Genomic DNA, 16923 nt, shown 5'->3' on the forward strand with positions numbered 1-16923 from the left:
CTACCGACCCGGCCCGGGTGGCTCACGCCACCCGGGCCTTTCTTTTGTTCAGCGCTGAGGTGGCAACACGACCACGGCGCGCAGGCCGGGCGCCGCATCCTCCAGGATGAGCGTGCCGTCATGCAGTCGCGCGATCGCATCGACCAGGGTCAGGCCCAGTCCCTGCCCCGCCGGCTTGCCCTCCGCCTCGAGCCGCCCGAAGCGCCGGATCACCGTGTCATGCTCGGCCGCCGGAATGCCCGGCCCATTATCCGCGACGATCACCGCGACCGAATTTCTGCGACGCTCCGTGCTCACCATGATCCGGGTGCCCCGCGGCGTATGCCGGATGGCGTTCTCGATCAGGTTGACGAGCATCTGGCGCAACAGGTTCGGATCCCCCCGTACCGGCAGGCTGTCGGTGATATCGAGGTGCAGCGGACGCCCTTCTTCCTCGGCGACCAGTCTCAGCGACTCTCCGGTCTCACGCGCGAGGTCGCCCAGATCCACATCGGCAAAACGCTCGCGCCGGTGGCCGCCCTCTATCTCCCACAACCGCAACAGGCTCCCGAACAGGTCGATGATCTGGTCGGTCTGCGCCAGGATATCGGCAATGTCGGCGCCGATCGGCTCCCCCTCGGAACGCCGCGCAATGGCGGCGGTGCGGGCACGCAGCCGGGCCAACGGGCTTTTGAGCTCATGGGTGACGTCCCTGGCAGCGTGCTTGATGTTCGCCATGAGATCGTCGATCCGGTCGAGCATCTTGTTGAAGGCAGCTGCCTGCTGGTCGAATTCGCTGCGAGTCCCGTCCAGCGGGATCCGGCTTTTCAGGTCACCGTCCATCACCGCATCGACGGTGCGTTGCATGGCCCGCATCCGTCCGCCGATCACCGTCATGATACCGACGGCGCCACCGATCAGCATCAGGGTCGTAATGCCGAGCCCGAACAGTTGGACGCGGAACAAGAGGCTGTCGAAGCTTTCGACGACGTCGTTGTCGGAGACGACCACCAGAGTGGCGCCACCGGTAGCCGTTCGGGCCAGCGCGCGGCCATGCATCACGCCCTCGACCTGGGCGTCCTCGCCGAAATTGGAATAGCCGATCGGCGGCAGGCGTTTCAGGCGCAAATTGCCGCCGATTCGCCGCCCTTCCCGGTCAACCAGCATGTAGAACAGGTCGGCGGTGTCATGCTCGCGTTGCGCGGCGGCGATCCGCTCGATCATCTCCCCTTGAGGAATCCCACCGCCGCTGATCGCGCTTGCCTCGCTCGCCAGGCGACGGTCGACCTCCTTGAGCAGGGCTGCGCTGTCGATGGCGTAGTTGACGGTACGGATCGCCACCAGCGCGACCAGGAAGACGACCACATAGACCGTCATGATCGCGCGGAGGGATCTCGGCCGCATGTCAGTCCCCGCCCGTGTCCGTCCGATCGGTGATCATGTACCCGACCCCGCGGATGGTGGCGATCGGGTCCCGCTCGCCCGGCTGGTTCAGATGGAGCCTGAGGTGGCGGATATAGGATTCGATGATGTTCGTCGTCGGCTCGAAATCATATTTCCAGACATTCTGATAGAACATCTGCCGGGTGACGATGCTGTTGGCGTTCCGCACAAGCTCGCACAGCACCTGGAATTCCAGCTTCGGCAGGACGAGCACGCGACCGGCCCGCGTGGCGCGGTACTTGACCTCGTTCACCTCGATATCGCCGACCCGCATGATACCGGAATCGCTCGTTCTGGCCGCCCGCCGGACGATCGCCCGCAGCCGGGCGTCGATCTCGGCCGGTGCCGCCGGCTTGACCAGATAATCGTCGGCCCCGGCGTCCAGACCGATCAGCCGCTGTTCCAGATCGGCAAGCGCGGTGAGCATGATGATCGGCACATCGATATCGCGGTCGCGCAGCAGCTTGGCGACCCCCACCCCGTCGACATAGGGCAGCATGATATCGAGCAGCACCGCCTCGAACCTGCCGTCCGTGGCAATGGCCAGCGCCGCACGGCCGTCAGCCGCCACGACCGCTTCATGGCCCAGCTCTTCAAGGTCGGCGACAAGCTGTTTCGCCGCGCGCGGATCATCCTCCACGACCAGAAGTCGCATCTCTGTCGGCCCTCAATGGGAAATCGGGAATGTCTCCCTTATCCTTTGCGCGGTCTTTCTCAACCTCGGTGACGGGAACCGCCATGCGGCGCGGATACATTGGCGTGTCCGCTCGCGCCAATGGCGGACATTTCAAAATCGCGGTAGAGGGTCGTGATGGGCGTTCATGGAAGCTGTCACTGCGGTAACGTGCGGATAGAGGTGCCGAGCCAGCCGGAATGGGTGGCGGACTGTAATTGCTCCCTCTGTCGTCGACTGGCATGGCGCGTGGCGTACTTCCCGCCGGAACAGGTGAAGATTTCAGGCGAGACGACCGCCTATATCTGGGGCGATCGAATGATCGGCATTCACCACTGCCCAATCTGCGGCTGCGGTACTCACTGGCAGACCCTTGGAGAAGATTTCGGGAAAATGGGCATCAACGCCCGTTTGCTCGACACATTCGACGAAGAGATCGTCGAGGTGAGGAAGGTCGACAACGCGGATTAGGTCAGTCGCTGGCATGCGCTTTCCCTCCTTGCCGCCAGCCGGTTACCGAAGAAGCTGATCCCGCCGATCAACTCGCGCCGCAATGACGGCTGGTGGGACCTTTACGATGTCTCGGTGCGGCCGGACATCATCACGGCAACCTATCGCCTGAACGGCCTGAACAAGCCACGCATCACGATCGATTGCCGCAGCGGGCGGATAACCGTGCAGGGCTCCTATAATTACGGTTTCCGCGGCACCTGCGACATGATCGACGGACGAAATCACCGGCGCTTCTGATCCGGTGTCGCCCGCTACGCCGGGGAGAATGATTCAACATTGCCGCCGATACCGGCAGCGTGGCGCAGGACAGGGCCGGTCGGCTCCTGTCCCGCTCTTTCACATGACGATGATATTGGACGATCCGGTTCGACCGTGATCACACTCGAATGGCGGTATTTCCGTCCTGTTCGCATCGGTTTTTCCGCTGTTATGCCATAACAGGGAAAACACTCCCCAACCGATTGAAAAGGCACCGGGATTTTGGCCAGAAAATCCACCATAACAGCGGAAGAAAAAATTGAATGGCCCAACAGGCGAAAACGCGCCGCTGTTGAAGGGAATCCCGGGTCTATGCCTCGGCGAGCTTCGCCACCAGCCCGGCCATTTCATAGACCGTCGCCTGCGAATCCAGCGACAATCCCCGGGCGGTCGCGGCCAGTGCCCGCGCCGCGTCATAGCTGTCGAGCGCCGTCTGCAATCGCCGTCCCCGTCGGGACGGCGCTACTGAGGCAATGAACGCGGGCGCGCGATCGAGAAATGCCTCGTAGCGCGGCTGGGCCGCCTTGGGCGCGAGCATCTTGGCCAGCCTGCTGCGCCGCGCGTTGCCGGGATCGCCATCGCGCGCGATCGCAGCCATGGCGTCATCGAGCTTGGCCAGATCAAGTCCGGCAAAGCCGAGCGCCCGGCCCGGCGCGCCCTGTCCCGCCTTGACCAGTGCGGCGATCTCAGCCTCGTCGCATTCGGGCAGCGTGCGGCGGAGCACGCCGGCCATCGCCACTTCGTCGAGCGGGTCGAAGCGCAGCAGCCGGCATCGCGACCGGATCGTCGGCAGCAACCGACCCGGGGCATGGCTGATCAGCAGGAAGATCGTGCCGGCGGGCGGTTCTTCCAGGTTCTTGAGCAGGGCGTTCGCCCCGCCCCGCTCCAGATCGTCGATCGCGTCGATCAGCACCATGCGCCGCGACGACATTGACGGCGTGGTCGCGAACATCGGCTGGAGCGATCTGACCTGCGCGATCGTGATGCTCCGCGCGAGATCCTGCCCCGGCTTGTCGGCGTCCTTGGGCTGGCGCGCCAGTTCGCGATAATCGGGATGCGATCCCGCGGCGACCAGCGATCGGGTCCGGTCGCCCTCCGGCACGTCGAAGCCTGGTGGCAGCGTGCCTGGCGAAGCGCCTTCGGCCAGAAGCCGAAGCGCCGCCGCCCGGGCGAAGCTCGCCTTGCCGACACCCTCGGGCCCGGCGAACAGCCAGGCATGGTGCAACGCCCCGCTCGCCATCGCTGCCGCGAAGGCAGCGTGCGCCGCTTCATTGCCGACCGGCAACGTCATGGCAGCAGGTCGCCGAGATCGGCGAGCAGCGCTTCGGTCACCGTCTCGGGCGTGCCCGACGCGTCGATCAGCCGTACCCGTTCGGGCTCATGCTCCGCGAATCGCCGGAACGCGGCGGCGACGTCGGCATGGAAGGCATCACCCCGAGCCGCGAAGCGATCCGCCCCAACGCCGTCACGCACCTCGGCGCGGGCGCGGCCCTGTTCGGGCGGCACTTCGAGCACGAAAGTACGATCGGGCAAAAGGCCGCGCGATCCGAACGCGTGGAGCGCCAGCACGGCGGCATCATCGATCCCGCCCGCAACGCCCTGATAGGCGCGCGAGCTGTCGATGAAGCGGTCGCAGATCACCCAGGTGCCGGCGCCGACAGCCGGGCGGATCAGCTTCTCGACATGGTCGGCGCGCGCCGCCGCGAACAACAGCGCCTCGCTGTGGGGGCTCCAGCGCTTGACGTCGCCTTGCATCAGCAGAGCGCGGATCGCCTCCGCGCCCTCGCTGCCGCCAGGCTCGCGAGTCACCAGCGTCTCGATGCCGCGTGCGCCCAGCGCCTCGGCCAGCCGCTTCGCCTGAGTCGATTTGCCGGCCCCTTCCCCGCCCTCGAGCGAGATGAAGCGCCCGGTCGTCACCCGCCGAACAGGCTCTTGAGGCCCGCCCAGGCCCGGCCGAAGAAGCCCGCCTCGCCGACATCGGTCTCCGCGACCAGCGGCAATCGCTGCGGCTGCATGTCGGGCGTCGTCACCACCAGGTCGGCGATATGCTGGCCGGCCTTGATCGGCGCCTTGATCGGGCCGTCATAGACCACGCGCAGCTGGATATCGGGCGAGACGCCTGCGGGCAGCGTCGCGGTCAGGTTGGTCGGCGCGACCAGCCCGACGGTGCGCGAATCGCCGAGCTGCACCTCGGCGGTCTCGACCTTGCGGCCCTTCGTCACGAGCGGCTTGGACTGCCAGGCACGGAAACCCCAGTTCATGAACTTGACCGATTCCTCGATCCGCTGGTTCGAGCTGGTCAGGCCGGCCATCACCATCACCAGGCGACGGCCATTCTGCTGGGCAGAGCCGGTGAAACCATAGCCTGCCTCATCGGTATGGCCGGTCTTGAGCCCGTCGGCACCGGCGACGCGGCCGAGCAGCGGATCGCGATTGGCCTGGGTGATGTCCGCGCCCGCGCCCAGGGTCTTGCCCCAGGTGAAGTTCGGGAGGGAGTAGAACTTCTTGTAGAGTTGCGGATGATCCTGGATCGTCGCCGCCGCTAGCTTGGCCAGGTCGCGCGCCGTGACATAGGTCACGCCATTGTCCGGCCAGCCGTTCGAATTGCCGAAATGGCTGTTGGTCAGGCCGAGCTTCGCCGCCCGCTGGTTCATCAGATTGGCAAAGGCTTCCTCGGTCCCCGAGATACCCTCGGCCAGCACGACGCAGGCGTCATTCCCCGAGAGGGTGACGATACCCTTCAGCAGATTCTCGACGCTCACCTTTTCGCCGGGTGAAAGAAACATGGTCGAGCCCGCTGCGGGGCCATGCCATTTCTTCCATGTGTCGGGGCTGACCTCGATCTGCTTGTCGAGCTTCAGTTCGCCGCTCCTGATCAGGTCGAACGCCACATAGACGGTCATCATCTTGGCCATCGATGCCGGCGGCATGCGGCGATCCGGGTCCTTCGAATACAGGATCGCGCCGGTCGAAAGGTCCTGCAGGAACGCGACGGGTGCCGGCGTCGGGAAATCGGGCGCGGCGGCGACGCCGGGGCAGGCCAACACGATCGCGAGGGCGGAGGCGGCGAGCAGTTTCTTCATGACAACAGGTCCGTGACGCTAAGGGGGTTACTCGATATGCAGGATGCGGGCATCGGCATAGCCGTGCCGGGCCGCCTCGTCACGTGCGCGCTTGGCGCTCGCTGCGTCGGCGAAGGGGCCGATCTGGACGCGGAACAGGGCGCCGGCCGGGGCGATCCGCCCGCCGACCTGACGCGCGGCGGTCTGGGCCCGCTCCCGCGTCGAGAAGGCAGCAACCTGGACGAGATAGCCGGACCGGCTCGGCGCTGTCTTGGCGGGCTCGGGAGACGGCGGGGAATAGCGTGCGCCCGGGGGTGGTGCGACAGTGCGTGCGGGGCGTGCGGGCACCGGGGGAGCTGATGCGCGCACCGGTACCGGCGCCATCCGAGCGGGCAGCTTCCGGCGCAGCGCCGTCAGCAGCGATTGTGGCGCGTCCATCCTCGCCGACGCGGTGTGGCCTGATCGAAGCGCATTCTGGTCCTGGGGCGACGGCGTCACCAGCCGGACACGCACCGGAGCGCCTTCGCCCACGCCGAGCTGTTGCGCGGCTGCCGGCGACAGATCGACGATTCGGCCACCCGAACCCTGTGTCGCGACCAAGGCGATGATGGTCCGCCCGGTATCGAGCGCGGTCAGCTCGACATAGGAACCGACCGGCAATGTCGCATGCGCGACGCTGACCGATCCTGCGGCCGCACCGCCACCGTCGAACGAGCCGGCATAGCCGACCGTGTCGTACCGCTGTTCCTGCCCTGACGTCCCGCGCGGCCCAGTGCTTTGCGGCAGATCCGCCGGTGGTGCCTCCTGGTCGAGTGTCGATGCCGGCACCACTGCTCGGGGAGAATCGGGCGCCATCGGAGTTGGTCCGACGCGCTGCCCCCCGGCGGGCGCCGCAGCCATGAACGGGGTTCCCGCATGACCCTCGCTGCCACCGAATGCAACGAGCAGGAAAGCCAGCGCGACCGTGCCGCTATCGTTCAACGGCATCAGCCAGCAACCCCACGGAAAGCGCATAGAAATTCGAGCAATTATAGTCGAGGATCACCCGGTAGTTGCCGGTTAGCAGATAGGCGGTCTTGCCCGGCCCGTCCGGCTCCATCAGCGTCGCCAGAACATTGTCCGCCGGCCAGTTGCGCGTCTCCGGCACCAGCCCCATCGCGCGCCATTCCGCCATCGTCTTCCAGCCGCTATGCCGCGCGAACACCCTCGGGCAGCGGGGCGAAACGGTGCGATTGACGATCTGGTTGCGATCGAACCCCGGCGGTACGCTTACTGCAAGGCCCCACGGTTGCCCCGGCCGCCACCCGGCATTGGCGAAATAATTGCCGATCGACGCCAGCGTATCCGCCTCGCTCGTCCAGATATCGACGCGCCCGTCCCCGTCCCCGTCACGCGCGAGGCGCAGATAGATCGACGGCAGGAATTGCGGCCCGCCGGTGGCGCCTGCCCAACTGCCCTTCAACTGCGAGATCGGCACGCCCCGGTCGACCATCAACAACGCAGAGATGAATTCGTCGGCGAACAGCTCCCGACGCCGCCCCTCATAAGCGAGCGTGGCGAGGGCGCGCGGCAAGTCGAACCCGCCCATCACCTTGCCGTAATTGGTTTCATGGCCCCAGATCGCGACCATGATCGATTCGGGCACGCCAGTCTCGCGCTCGATCCGAGCGAGGCGTCCGCGCTGGGCGAGATAGGCCTGCCGCCCGCGCGTGATCCGCGCCGTGTCGACATGCTGCGCCTTGTACGGCGCAAAATTCGGAACCGCCGACGGATTGTTGGCCGCGCCGGGCTGAGCCCGGTCGAGCTCGATCACACGGGTATTGAGCGTGAGCCCCGGCATTACCGCATCGAGCGTCGCGCGGCTGACGCCCCGCGCCTCGGCCTGACTGCGAAGCGTACGCAGATAGGCCTGAAAGCCGGCCTCATCCTGCGCGACAGCCGAACCGCTCGCCCCGAAACACAGGATCGCGGCCAGTACCCCGCTTGCCATCCTGCTCAACCATGTGGAGAAATCCCGCATGGCAGGACTCTGCCACAGGCCCCGCGCGACATGAACCCCTTATAGTCGTGGCCCTTGCACAAAACAGCGCTCACGCACTAAGCGCATTCCCAGCGGAGAGGTGGCCGAGTGGTTTAAGGCAGCGGTCTTGAAAACTAACGGTGGTTTCGGCGCTCGGCGGCACGGACTGGCGAAAAAGGAGCGTAGTTAGAATCGCTTAGCGGCGGGTCGGGAAATGGCTAAAGCGAGCGGCAGCGCCGCCATCTAGCAGATTTCTAGCCGCGCCGCTGAATCGGTATGGAAGAGTGTCCGAGTGGTTTAAGGAACTGGTCTTGAAAACCAGCGACGGGGCAACCCGTCCGTGGGTTCGAATCCCACCTCTTCCGCCATCCCCGTCATCGCGTCGTGGGGGCTATGCAGGTGCTTCTCGTCAGAACGGCACATCGTCATCGAGGTCGCTGTCAAACGGGGAGGCCAACGACGAAGCCAGCTTCCTCGGAGCGCTAAGAGCCTTAGCCGGGGCCACCGCCGGAAGCTGCTTGGTTTCGTCTTCGGCAGCCTTCGCTTCTGCGACCGTCTGCATAATACTAGTAGTCAGCTTATGGGTGATGTCTGCCGACGCCCAGAGCGTGCCGGGAACGCTTAGGATCAAATAAGCCAAACGTGCGACGGCCAACATATTAAGCCGACGCTTCTCCAGTTCAGCTTCAAAGGCATCGAGTTTCTTTAATAGACCCTCACGCTTAGCGGCGCTCATATTGCCATTCTCAATGCATTGCTTGAGCCCGCTAAGATACGTTCTTAGTTGATCTTTTGTCTTGGGTAGAACCTCAACAGAATCACGTTTCGCGCGAAGGCTATTATCCAATATCAATTGCGTGACATAGTGATCTAAATCAGATTTGAATTGACGATGATCTGTGTCTCGAAAATTGGAATATTGAGGCACCTCCATCGAATAAAATGGCTCAATCTCGAAACGTTTCGCAGCCGCGACAACCACGTTCATAAAACTGTAGCGAAGCTCTTCGATCTTCTGCCACTCATACTGATTTTCCGGATCAAGCGCACCAATTTTGGTGGAAAGGCTCCGTTGAGTTGCGTTGACGAGCTGCATAAACGCCATGCGCGGATCTTCGTCGAGATCGTCAAGTTCGTCCTGATTAACAAATTCCAGAATGCTCATCGGCCACACGCCCCCACTGATGCCCTCTATTGCGATCGGTAGCATGAACATCCGAAATTTCCCAGACGTTCTCACTTCGTTCTAGGGCGTCGTGCTGCGAACCAAAGCGTGTCATCCCATACGCCGCCGCTTTTCCATAGCAACCTGAAGTCCCGTTGATACAAATCGCCAGCAATACAGAGGATCGATACGACAGCAACTTGTCGATACCCATCGTGCACGTCATTAGTGTGGAATGGAGAACGTGAAAACAGACGGACCAACTGGCGGCCCCGATTTGACAGGCGAACAACTCGCGCGTGCCGTGGCGGCCGATTTTGAATCCTTCTTTCTACCATGGGGGCCGCTCGAAGTGAGGATTGCTGTGGAGGCAGCTCATAGCGCGTGTATCCGGCGCAGCGGTGACGAAACACGGATTGTCATTCCACCTGATATGGCACGCGAGGAGATCGACAGTCCTGATCGACTCTTCTTTCATCTGCTCATCCTAAGCCACGAGTTAGCCCATCTGGTGCACCGGCACCTTTATGCCGGGGTCCAAGAGGCAGCCGATTATCGTGCCCTCGAATATTGGGCGGATTTTTATGGCGCGAAAGTGATGATGACGCTGGTGACCTTTGGGGAGCGCGTGAACAAAATTTTCCGCGTATTCTTTCCTGCCACGCACTTTTTCGAGGCGGCATTGGAGAGTGTCGGACGAGCAGTCGGACGACTCGTTGAAACCGTTTATACGGACGACGATCGTTATCCGCCTAAGCTGCTCAGGGTAGGCCTGACCTCCAATGGGGTGACCTCGTTCCTACGCCATGACATGATCAATCCCCCGCCCATTTGGTATTTCAGTGTATTCAAGCGCGTATTTGCCTCCCAGCCGGTTCGCGAGCTGATGCTTCTGTATCCCGAACAGATGGACCTTAACGTGGACCCGATTGAACGCGCCCGGAAGTGGCACCGCGAAATGCAGGGCGATAAGATCGCGATCACGCCATGGTTTAAGCCAGAGGTCGTCATCTATCTCCACACCAGCTTCGATCAGACAGATGAGGAGAGGGCCGCCTCGGAGCGGATGCGCCTCGAAGAATTGCAGGCTGCCGGTTATCTGCTCAACGAGCCGAAACCCGGCGGAAGTGAAGCGGATGCACGGTTGTAACCTTAGCGCAAGCGTTCTTGGAATGATCGCACCCCATCGATAGATTTTGGTTATGGTAGAAAGCCTGATGCCCGAAAGAGTTGAACAAACGGAGACGCCTGATCCACGCATTTTTTGCTTCGAGCGAGATGAAGATGATCGCGCATTCGAAACCTCTGTGACCGCCCTAATGGGAAGGATGCAGGAGCAGTCGCGCCAGATGTTCATTAACGAGCACAATGTTCTTCGTATGAATCATGGCGCAAACTGGGTCCATTCGGCGCGCGACGCAGAGCCTGACACAACGATGCACAGCATTTCTGCGGAATGGACGATCCCATTCGCAGGGATCGCGGAGAACGATCTGAATCTGATTGCTCAGACCATTCTCCCCGTGAACGAGGAGATGGAGCGCCAGTTCGCCCAAAACATATATGGCGTGATGGGTGCGGCAGCGGAAAAGGTCGGCAACGTTGTCGATGCCAAGGAGGCCGGATCGTTCGCGCTTTCGATGCTGGAGATGTTCCGAAAGATTGAGTTTGGTGTCGATCGTGACGGAAATGTCTCGATGCCTCAGATACATGTCGGGCCGGGTATGTATGAGCGCATTGTAAGCGAAATGCAGGACGTGCCGCCCGAACTTTCTGCGGAGATCGAACGGGTAAAAGCGGAGAAAATTCAGCTAGCTCTGGACCGAGAGGTCGAACGGAAGGCCAAGTTTAAGCGGGCGAGCGGATGAGTGGGCGTGCGCTGATCGCCATTGGTTGTAACGGCTATGAACATCTGAACCCATTGACTGGCGCGGAAGCCGATGCCGCCGGAATTTACGATGCGCTCATACAGCCCCAGATCGGTGACTATGATGTCTCGCGATCATACATCTTGCGCTCTCCCTCTCTCCAAGAAGTGCGCGACACCCTAACTACGACCTTATTTTCCGGTGAGGCACTGGACACGCTGACCATCGCTTTCGCCGGTCACGGCGCCGTTAGCGGGGGCAGCTTCTACATGGCGCTGCGCGATTCACGAGGGCAAGCCTTGTCCGCCACTGCGCTGTCGCTGGCGGACCTATTTCGGATGATCGCCGAGGCCGGCCCCAAGCAGACCTATCTCATTATCGATGCTTGCCAATCCGGCGGGTTGATTGCGGACCTCAATGTGATCCTTAAATCGGAGGTTATGGGGGAGCTTGGGACACCCGGCGTCACCTTGCTAGCAACGGCTGCATCTAATGAATCTGCCGTGGAAATCGGCGGCCATGGAATAGGCACGGCGGCGCTACTCCAATGCATTCGGGGCGAGATCTTTCTTCAGGACAGCAATCCCGCGCTCGACCTTGTCGAAATTGGGCGCGCGGTGTCGCAGCGCCTCAGCGCGGCGGGCGAGCAGACGCCGGTGGTCTGGGGCCTCAATCTTTATGGTCCGTCAAGCTTCAGCAAGAACCCGCATGTGGGTACCGGAAATGCGCCGCTCAGAAGCGTGCTGGCCGGATGGCCCGATGCCAAGAGCGCGGCGGCGATTCGATCAAACTTGCCGCGCCTCTGGGAGCCTTATGTCGCCCTGACTCGGCGATGGGACCCGAGGGGATTTGTCGACCGGCTTTCGCCACTGCTTGATCAATTACAATACAATCCAATGGTGCTTCTGAACTTGAGTGAGCGCGTCTCGGAAGCTTGCGCAGCTCAGGCCCGGGAGGCGCGAGACCGGTTTCGTGAGATTGAGGTTCAGGCGGCCTGCATCGTCGCATTGCTCCCATATTCGTCGCAGCCCGCCGTGGCCGATCAACTTGTCCGGCAATGTGTCGAGCTTGGCGTACAGGTTGAAGTGGCCTTGCAGGAGGTGATCGCCGCCGCCGAAGCATATCAATATGCACTGGTAACCGGCGGTCTTGGCGATCTCTACTATCTACCTATCCGTATCTCAAAATTGCTCGGCTGGAGCGGTTTTGCGATCCATGTGAGACTGTTGACTGGCAACGATCCCGGACCGGCTAAAGCTGTGCTCTCGGGTCTCCTGGAAAAGGTATTTGAGACTTACTCGCTTTCGCTTGTGGCGATGAGCGACTGTCAGGCGTCATTTCTCATTGCAGCAATAACGGCTTGCTCTCGCGTCGGCCTCATCGATGAAGCCGAGCGATTGCTGGGGCATTATTTCGCGTCCGTCGTGAGTTGCGGGGGTAAGATTGCGCGGACTGATCTCGATCCCTCTAGGGTCCTCTCCTATTTGGTAGCGCGCAGCAGTCCGCCAATCGGGCTCGGCCTCGACGTGATCGCGCAGCCCACCGAACTCGTGCTTGCGCTTCTGCGCTTGTCACGGCTAGCCGACCTTACTGACGAGTTCGACCTCGCTCTTTCCGAACTCGATCACCTAGCACTTAACGCTTATCTGCCTGATGACTATCGGCAGTTCGGCGACGAGCATATCGCCAATGGTGTGAATGCTGTATTCCACATCGGGCATGATTTCTGGCGCGTGACTGACCTCGAATCTGCTTGGCCAGCATTTCCCAGTCCCGCGGATGCGGGCACATCCATGGCGTCCCTGTTGGCGTCCCTCATTTTCCCGGACCGATGCCCTTGGTTTCTCTTACCTGTCCCCTCGCTCGTCGAAGGCAACCCGCTAACGGGTATTGATTAGCCCCACGGAAATCATCCGACCTTTTCGGCATAAAACGTCAAGAGGTTTTCAAGGAACGTTTTGGCAATATCCTTCTCGTCAAAGGTCGCCGCGCGCCTGCTGCCTTCGACCTTGATCGCGATGGATCTGGCGTGAGCGATAGCCTCCATATCCTCGACGGACACATAGGCGAGGCCGGTTTCGCGGAGGCCGGATGATGCCGACCGACTCATGGAATTATATTGGATGCGGTCACCAAATGCGGCCCCTGCCTGCAAGAACGAGGCGGAAACGCGTTTCGAGCCATCGATTATGAATATGATACTCTGCGGTGTGCCGATGCTGTTGGGCGATCCGTAGGTGGTGTCGATTTCCGTCTCATTGTGGAAGAAGAAGCCGACCCTTGCGATCTTTCCGTCCGCTCGATTCCGCATCACCAACGGCTCAAGGTAGAGCCCCTGCCCGTTGATGTAGATTCCCCCGGCTGGAGATTTCTTGGAGATACGATTGTTCAGCCCCATAAACGTGATCGTCGGGGCATCGGAGAATCGGTCGTCTGTTTGCTCGATCTTGAATTTGCCAGGACCGAAAAGACCTTGCGCGGATGCCGGAGCGGTCAACGCCATACTCCCGGCAAACATAATCCCGACGCTGACCAGCTTTCCAAGCGTTCGCATATGGCGGTGGTTACGCAACGTCATATTCACGCACTCCCACGCGCCTGCGAGCAGCTTCCACACGGGAACGCAGTTCCTCCCGCAGCGAGCGGGCATCTTCGACATTATTGATCTGAAAGGTCGTTCTCCGCCCCTCGCCTACGCCCGTCGCATCGGACGAGATAACCGAAAGATCGCCGTTACCGAAGAACTGCTGCACCAGCGAGAAATGGACCTTGATGTCCTTGATCCGGTAGAGTTCGATTTCCTCCTCGCTGCGCATGAGAATACCGCGCCGCATGAAAAGGCGGTCACCCTCCAGCCAATAAAGGCTGGTGCGGTTAATCAACGTCTTCAAGGCGAGAATCGGAAGCGTCACAACCCCCGCCCCGCCCATAGTGAGCAGCGTTATCGCGATCATAAACCAGCCAGTTGCCGACTTGAGCAAAAAGGCTTTTGTCGAAGAACGAAACTCGATTGTGCTGGATGATATGTTGGCTCTTATGTCCCTGAACGCGGCGGTCGCCATGGTATTCTCCTTCGTCTGGCATGACCCCAAAATAGCCCTCAGAAGTTAATAGGGACTATATTCCCTAGAGAATATATACCCGACCGCCATCCATTGTCAGATGGACGACTGGCGCGGCATTGTCGGGATGAATGTGAGGCGATTCCGCCAGCGCGCCCAATTGACGCAGGAACAACTGGCATTCGCGGCGGAGATCGACCTCACGTATGTCGGCGGTATAGAACGCGGGAAGCGCAACCCGTCCGTTCTGGTTCTGGTCAGGATTGCAGCGGCGCTTGGCACGGAACCAGCCGAATTGCTCAAGGCTGTTTCCAAATAGGCAGAATTGCGAAGATCAGCGATCCGGCGTTAATGTGTTAATTTCTGCATTAGTCATATCTATGAATCGCTTGCGGGCATAAGCTCCTGTTTCCTTTATGTTTATTTGAAGGCCGCCGCTGCATCCAGAAGTTGGCGTATGGCGCGGCGGCGAAATGGGGCGATTACAGCGCTGACTCGCGGCAGGGGTATGCACTTGGGGCGGCAACCCCTGTTTCGTGCCCCAGCGCCCGGCGCTGTCGGCCTGTGCGGCACCTTACGGCGCGCGCAACGCACCTCCCCACAAGCTGGCGGCAGTTTTTCGCGTGAATGTCGGTGGCTGATGCGCGTTGGAAAAGGTGCGTTGCCCCTAAAGGGGTAACCCAGCTACGCACCCTGCGGGGTGCTGCTGGCCCCTGTGGGGTTCGGGGCGCGTTAAAGGGCGACAATACACCCCCAACGCGCCCTAGGTGCGTGGCAACGCCCCTCACTGCGTCACCATATAGACGTTGCCCGAAGGAGCCTTTTCGTCGGCATCTACCAGGCGGCTTGCCGCCCGCAGCCTGTGGATCGCGTCGCGAAGCCTGACCTGCGTGAGCTTGCGCTCTTGGTTCATCTGGTTGGCGCGCTGCCCTTCCAGCGACCTGCCGCTGGGATATTCGCCATTCTCGACCGCACGCTTCACCCATTCCCAAACGAACTGTTCGTCTTCCGCGTCCTCGGCACTCCTGTCCTGTTTGAACGGATGGTCAGCGCCAGGCGCTTCTTCCGCTGGCATGGGTGCGACAACGAGTGACGACATATAGTCGCCGTCCTCGTCCATTCCGATCTGGACCACTTCCAGCCGGAACCGCGTTCGAGCGCCGGTGCTGCCGTCCTTCACCTTCGCGAGGACAAATTCAGCCGCGAGCGCTGGGTCGTCCTTGTCGCGCTGGCACTCAATCACAAAATCCATCGCCGCATGGAGGCCGGACCAGCCGCGCATCCCGCGCGAACTGTCTTTGCCACTGTGATGGATCAGCAAGACAACGCCGCCAAGCCGCAATTGCAGGTCGCGGAAAATGCTGATCATCTCCGCCATCGCGCTGCTATTCTCGTCAATGCCTGCCGAAGCGTGCGCGAGCGTGTCAATGCACAACACCCCACCAGCCCAGCCCTGCTCCGTCAGCGTCGCGACCAAGGTGTCCCGGTCCGCCTGCTCGCGCAGATTGATCGGTTCCATGATGACCGAAATGTTGGTTCGCACATCATCGGGCGGGATGACCGAAAACAACATTTCCGGGTTCTGCCGTGCCGCCTGCGCCAGCCGCCATGCTTTCACGCGATTGGGGATGCCACCTTGCCCTTCGAATGGGACATAGACGGCGGGAGCAGCCCGCACCCGATTGCCGAACCACTCGTTTCCGTTCGAGATGTGGGCCATCAAGTCGAGAGTGAGGAAAGATTTGAAGGTGCCAGAGTCACCATAAATCGCACCGATACCGGCATCGGGAATAATTCGCTTCACCAGCCACCGCAACGCAGGGAGCCGGTCCAAGTCGCCATCACTGAGCAGGCGGAAATGGCGCTGACTGTGTGGTGGCGGCCCCTGCCACAACAGTCCCGCCGCCATCGTCTGTCCGTGCTGAACGCTCGCGGCGTCGTTGGCGAGGTGCTGCATGGCTAGAGCCATGGTAGATTGTGCGTAGTCGATTCGCTTTGCCTTCTTCCGCTCACCGAGCTTCGACATACGGAACGTGCCCCAGCATTCACCGGGGGATTCGGTGAGCGGCCGGAGCAGCTTGACAAGGGCCAAGTCTGCCTCCGATTGCGAAGGGTAACGTCCTTCCCAGTCCCCACCGAACAAGCGCCCCAGCTCCCCATCGTCCTCTGCCGCGCGTGTCGCCGCGCTCCAATCCACGTGATCTTCGCCCCAAAGCTCAATCTTAGCGGGCGGCTCTGGCACCATCAGCGATACCATGTTGGTGAGCAGCGCCTGCCGTTCTGCGATAGGATGGTCCCTCACGACATTGCCGGTACAGATCATGAAGCGCGCCTGCGAATACACTTCCACGCCATCACGGCGCTTGCCCTCGCCGATCTTGCCCCTCACCCAAACATGAAAGCCGCGCCCGGACTGGGAATGCTCGGTGTAGCTGTCGAACTGATCGATGATGGACTGATAGCGATCAAGGGCTTCGCGCGATGTGCCATCCTTCACATCCATATCGATGCACGAATATGGATCGTCCGCCGTCTGCACATATCCGATGCCGCAACCTCGCGCGGCTGCACTGCGGCTGGCGGTGACGAAATCCGTCCACGTGGCGGGATCGGTAACGCTGGCGGGGCGACCATCCGCCGTCAGGGGACGCTTGTTCTGCTCTGCCAGACACCATTGCGGGCGTTCACGAAGCTCTGCGGGAATACGAGACCAATCAGTCATGACGGGCCTCCCTGCCGGTGGAGGTAGGATGGGATTTTCGCGCAACGCCGCCTGCATCCGGCAAATTTTTACGCGGCGCGAATTTCTCGAATAGTTCGAAACACGTTGATGTTTGCGACCTATCGCCGCTTTCTGTTACGCTGCTGTGCACGGTGATA

Annotated in this window: 17 protein-coding genes and 1 tRNA gene; 7 read left to right on the forward strand and 11 right to left on the reverse strand. The window is 61.4% G+C overall.

The window, feature by feature from the left end; translation table 11 throughout:
- Nucleotides 1-48: 48 nt before the first annotated feature.
- Together P0Y59_06230 and P0Y59_06235 are read right to left on the reverse strand one after the other, a co-directional pair.
- The gene (locus tag P0Y59_06230; protein WEK01280.1) at nt 49-1383 is read right to left on the reverse strand and encodes an ATP-binding protein; all 1335 of its coding nucleotides are present in this window, start codon (nt 1381-1383) and stop codon (nt 49-51) included.
- A gap of 1 nt (nt 1384) precedes the next feature.
- Nucleotides 1385-2077 carry a response regulator transcription factor gene (locus P0Y59_06235; protein ID WEK01281.1) on the reverse strand — a complete coding sequence of 231 codons (693 nt, stop codon included), beginning with the start codon at nt 2075-2077 and terminating at the stop codon, nt 1385-1387.
- Between the two features lie 267 nt (nt 2078-2344).
- Here P0Y59_06235 and P0Y59_06240 point away from each other — a divergent pair, with 267 nt between their 5' ends.
- Complete coding sequence (locus tag P0Y59_06240; GenBank protein ID WEK01282.1) at nt 2345-2566, forward strand: glutathione-dependent formaldehyde-activating, GFA; 222 nt, start codon at nt 2345-2347, stop codon at nt 2564-2566.
- Nucleotides 2567-2680: 114 nt separating this feature from the next.
- On the forward strand, nt 2681-2845 hold the full coding sequence (locus P0Y59_06245; protein ID WEK01283.1) for a hypothetical protein: 165 nt from the start codon (nt 2681-2683) through the stop codon (nt 2843-2845).
- A 331-nt stretch (nt 2846-3176) separates the two neighbouring features.
- Here P0Y59_06245 and P0Y59_06250 read toward each other — a convergent pair whose 3' ends face one another.
- The 5 genes from P0Y59_06250 to P0Y59_06270 are packed head-to-tail and all read right to left on the reverse strand — an operon-like array spanning nt 3177 to nt 7918.
- Complete coding sequence (locus P0Y59_06250; GenBank protein WEK01284.1) at nt 3177-4157, reverse strand: AAA family ATPase; 981 nt, start codon at nt 4155-4157, stop codon at nt 3177-3179.
- A complete protein-coding gene (gene tmk, locus P0Y59_06255; protein ID WEK01285.1) occupies nt 4154-4783 on the reverse strand; it encodes a dTMP kinase in 630 nt (209 codons plus the stop codon). The genes P0Y59_06250 and tmk overlap by 4 nt, the downstream gene beginning before the upstream one ends.
- A complete protein-coding gene (locus tag P0Y59_06260; GenBank protein ID WEK01286.1) occupies nt 4780-5949 on the reverse strand; it encodes a D-alanyl-D-alanine carboxypeptidase in 1170 nt (389 codons plus the stop codon). Before P0Y59_06260 ends, tmk begins: the two co-directional genes overlap by 4 nt.
- 27 nt (nt 5950-5976) lie before the next feature.
- Complete coding sequence (locus P0Y59_06265; GenBank protein WEK01287.1) at nt 5977-6915, reverse strand: SPOR domain-containing protein; 939 nt, start codon at nt 6913-6915, stop codon at nt 5977-5979.
- Nucleotides 6899-7918, reverse strand: coding sequence for a lytic murein transglycosylase (locus tag P0Y59_06270; GenBank protein ID WEK01288.1), 1020 nt, complete (start codon nt 7916-7918; stop codon nt 6899-6901). Before P0Y59_06270 ends, P0Y59_06265 begins: the two co-directional genes overlap by 17 nt.
- 308 nt (nt 7919-8226) lie before the next feature.
- Between P0Y59_06270 and P0Y59_06275 the strand changes: the two genes are divergently transcribed.
- Nucleotides 8227-8316, forward strand: a tRNA-Ser gene (locus P0Y59_06275).
- A gap of 41 nt (nt 8317-8357) precedes the next feature.
- Here the strand turns inward: P0Y59_06275 and P0Y59_06280 are convergent.
- Entirely contained in the window at nt 8358-9164 is an 807-nt protein-coding gene (locus tag P0Y59_06280; GenBank protein ID WEK01289.1) for a hypothetical protein, read from the reverse strand.
- Between the two features lie 184 nt (nt 9165-9348).
- On the opposite strand from P0Y59_06280, the gene P0Y59_06285 reads away from it, so the two are divergent.
- Genes P0Y59_06285 through P0Y59_06295 form a run of 3 tightly spaced genes read left to right on the forward strand, consistent with a single transcriptional unit; the run spans nt 9349 to nt 12879 of the window.
- A complete protein-coding gene (locus tag P0Y59_06285; GenBank protein WEK01290.1) occupies nt 9349-10263 on the forward strand; it encodes a hypothetical protein in 915 nt (304 codons plus the stop codon).
- A gap of 52 nt (nt 10264-10315) precedes the next feature.
- Nucleotides 10316-10981, forward strand: a complete 666-nt coding sequence (locus tag P0Y59_06290; protein ID WEK01291.1) for a hypothetical protein — start codon at nt 10316-10318, stop codon at nt 10979-10981.
- Nucleotides 10978-12879, forward strand: coding sequence for a caspase family protein (locus tag P0Y59_06295; protein ID WEK01292.1), 1902 nt, complete (start codon nt 10978-10980; stop codon nt 12877-12879). Before P0Y59_06290 ends, P0Y59_06295 begins: the two co-directional genes overlap by 4 nt.
- 11 nt (nt 12880-12890) lie before the next feature.
- On the opposite strand, the gene P0Y59_06300 is transcribed toward P0Y59_06295, so the two are convergent.
- Both P0Y59_06300 and P0Y59_06305 read right to left on the reverse strand, forming a co-directional pair.
- The gene (locus P0Y59_06300; protein ID WEK01293.1) at nt 12891-13559 is read right to left on the reverse strand and encodes a hypothetical protein; all 669 of its coding nucleotides are present in this window, start codon (nt 13557-13559) and stop codon (nt 12891-12893) included.
- Nucleotides 13546-14043, reverse strand: coding sequence for a PH domain-containing protein (locus P0Y59_06305; protein WEK01294.1), 498 nt, complete (start codon nt 14041-14043; stop codon nt 13546-13548). The genes P0Y59_06300 and P0Y59_06305 overlap by 14 nt, the downstream gene beginning before the upstream one ends.
- Nucleotides 14044-14143: 100 nt before the next feature.
- Here P0Y59_06305 and P0Y59_06310 point away from each other — a divergent pair, with 100 nt between their 5' ends.
- Entirely contained in the window at nt 14144-14362 is a 219-nt protein-coding gene (locus tag P0Y59_06310; protein WEK01295.1) for a helix-turn-helix transcriptional regulator, read from the forward strand.
- Between the two features lie 465 nt (nt 14363-14827).
- Here P0Y59_06310 and P0Y59_06315 read toward each other — a convergent pair whose 3' ends face one another.
- Nucleotides 14828-16765: an AAA family ATPase gene (locus tag P0Y59_06315; GenBank protein WEK01296.1), complete on the reverse strand. Its 1938-nt coding sequence runs from the start codon at nt 16763-16765 to the stop codon at nt 14828-14830.
- Nucleotides 16766-16923 lie beyond the last annotated feature (158 nt).

This window comes from Candidatus Sphingomonas phytovorans, from assembly GCA_029202385.1.
Classification (GTDB): Bacteria; Pseudomonadota; Alphaproteobacteria; order Sphingomonadales; family Sphingomonadaceae; genus Sphingomonas; species Sphingomonas phytovorans.

Coding starts and splice junctions, on each gene's coding strand:
- P0Y59_06230 (WEK01280.1), bottom strand. CDS start 1,383: ATGCGGCCGAGATCCCTCCGCGCGATCATGACGGTCTATGTGGTCGTC.
- P0Y59_06235 (WEK01281.1), bottom strand. CDS start 2,077: ATGCGACTTCTGGTCGTGGAGGATGATCCGCGCGCGGCGAAACAGCTT.
- P0Y59_06250 (WEK01284.1), bottom strand. CDS start 4,157: ATGACGTTGCCGGTCGGCAATGAAGCGGCGCACGCTGCCTTCGCGGCA.
- P0Y59_06260 (WEK01286.1), bottom strand. CDS start 5,949: ATGAAGAAACTGCTCGCCGCCTCCGCCCTCGCGATCGTGTTGGCCTGC.
- P0Y59_06265 (WEK01287.1), bottom strand. CDS start 6,915: ATGCCGTTGAACGATAGCGGCACGGTCGCGCTGGCTTTCCTGCTCGTT.
- P0Y59_06270 (WEK01288.1), bottom strand. CDS start 7,918: ATGGCAAGCGGGGTACTGGCCGCGATCCTGTGTTTCGGGGCGAGCGGT.
- P0Y59_06280 (WEK01289.1), bottom strand. CDS start 9,164: ATGTTCATGCTACCGATCGCAATAGAGGGCATCAGTGGGGGCGTGTGG.
- P0Y59_06285 (WEK01290.1), top strand. CDS start 9,349: ATGGAGAACGTGAAAACAGACGGACCAACTGGCGGCCCCGATTTGACA.
- P0Y59_06290 (WEK01291.1), top strand. CDS start 10,316: ATGGTAGAAAGCCTGATGCCCGAAAGAGTTGAACAAACGGAGACGCCT.
- P0Y59_06295 (WEK01292.1), top strand. CDS start 10,978: ATGAGTGGGCGTGCGCTGATCGCCATTGGTTGTAACGGCTATGAACAT.
- P0Y59_06300 (WEK01293.1), bottom strand. CDS start 13,559: ATGACGTTGCGTAACCACCGCCATATGCGAACGCTTGGAAAGCTGGTC.
- P0Y59_06305 (WEK01294.1), bottom strand. CDS start 14,043: ATGGCGACCGCCGCGTTCAGGGACATAAGAGCCAACATATCATCCAGC.
- P0Y59_06310 (WEK01295.1), top strand. CDS start 14,144: ATGGACGACTGGCGCGGCATTGTCGGGATGAATGTGAGGCGATTCCGC.
- P0Y59_06315 (WEK01296.1), bottom strand. CDS start 16,765: ATGACTGATTGGTCTCGTATTCCCGCAGAGCTTCGTGAACGCCCGCAA.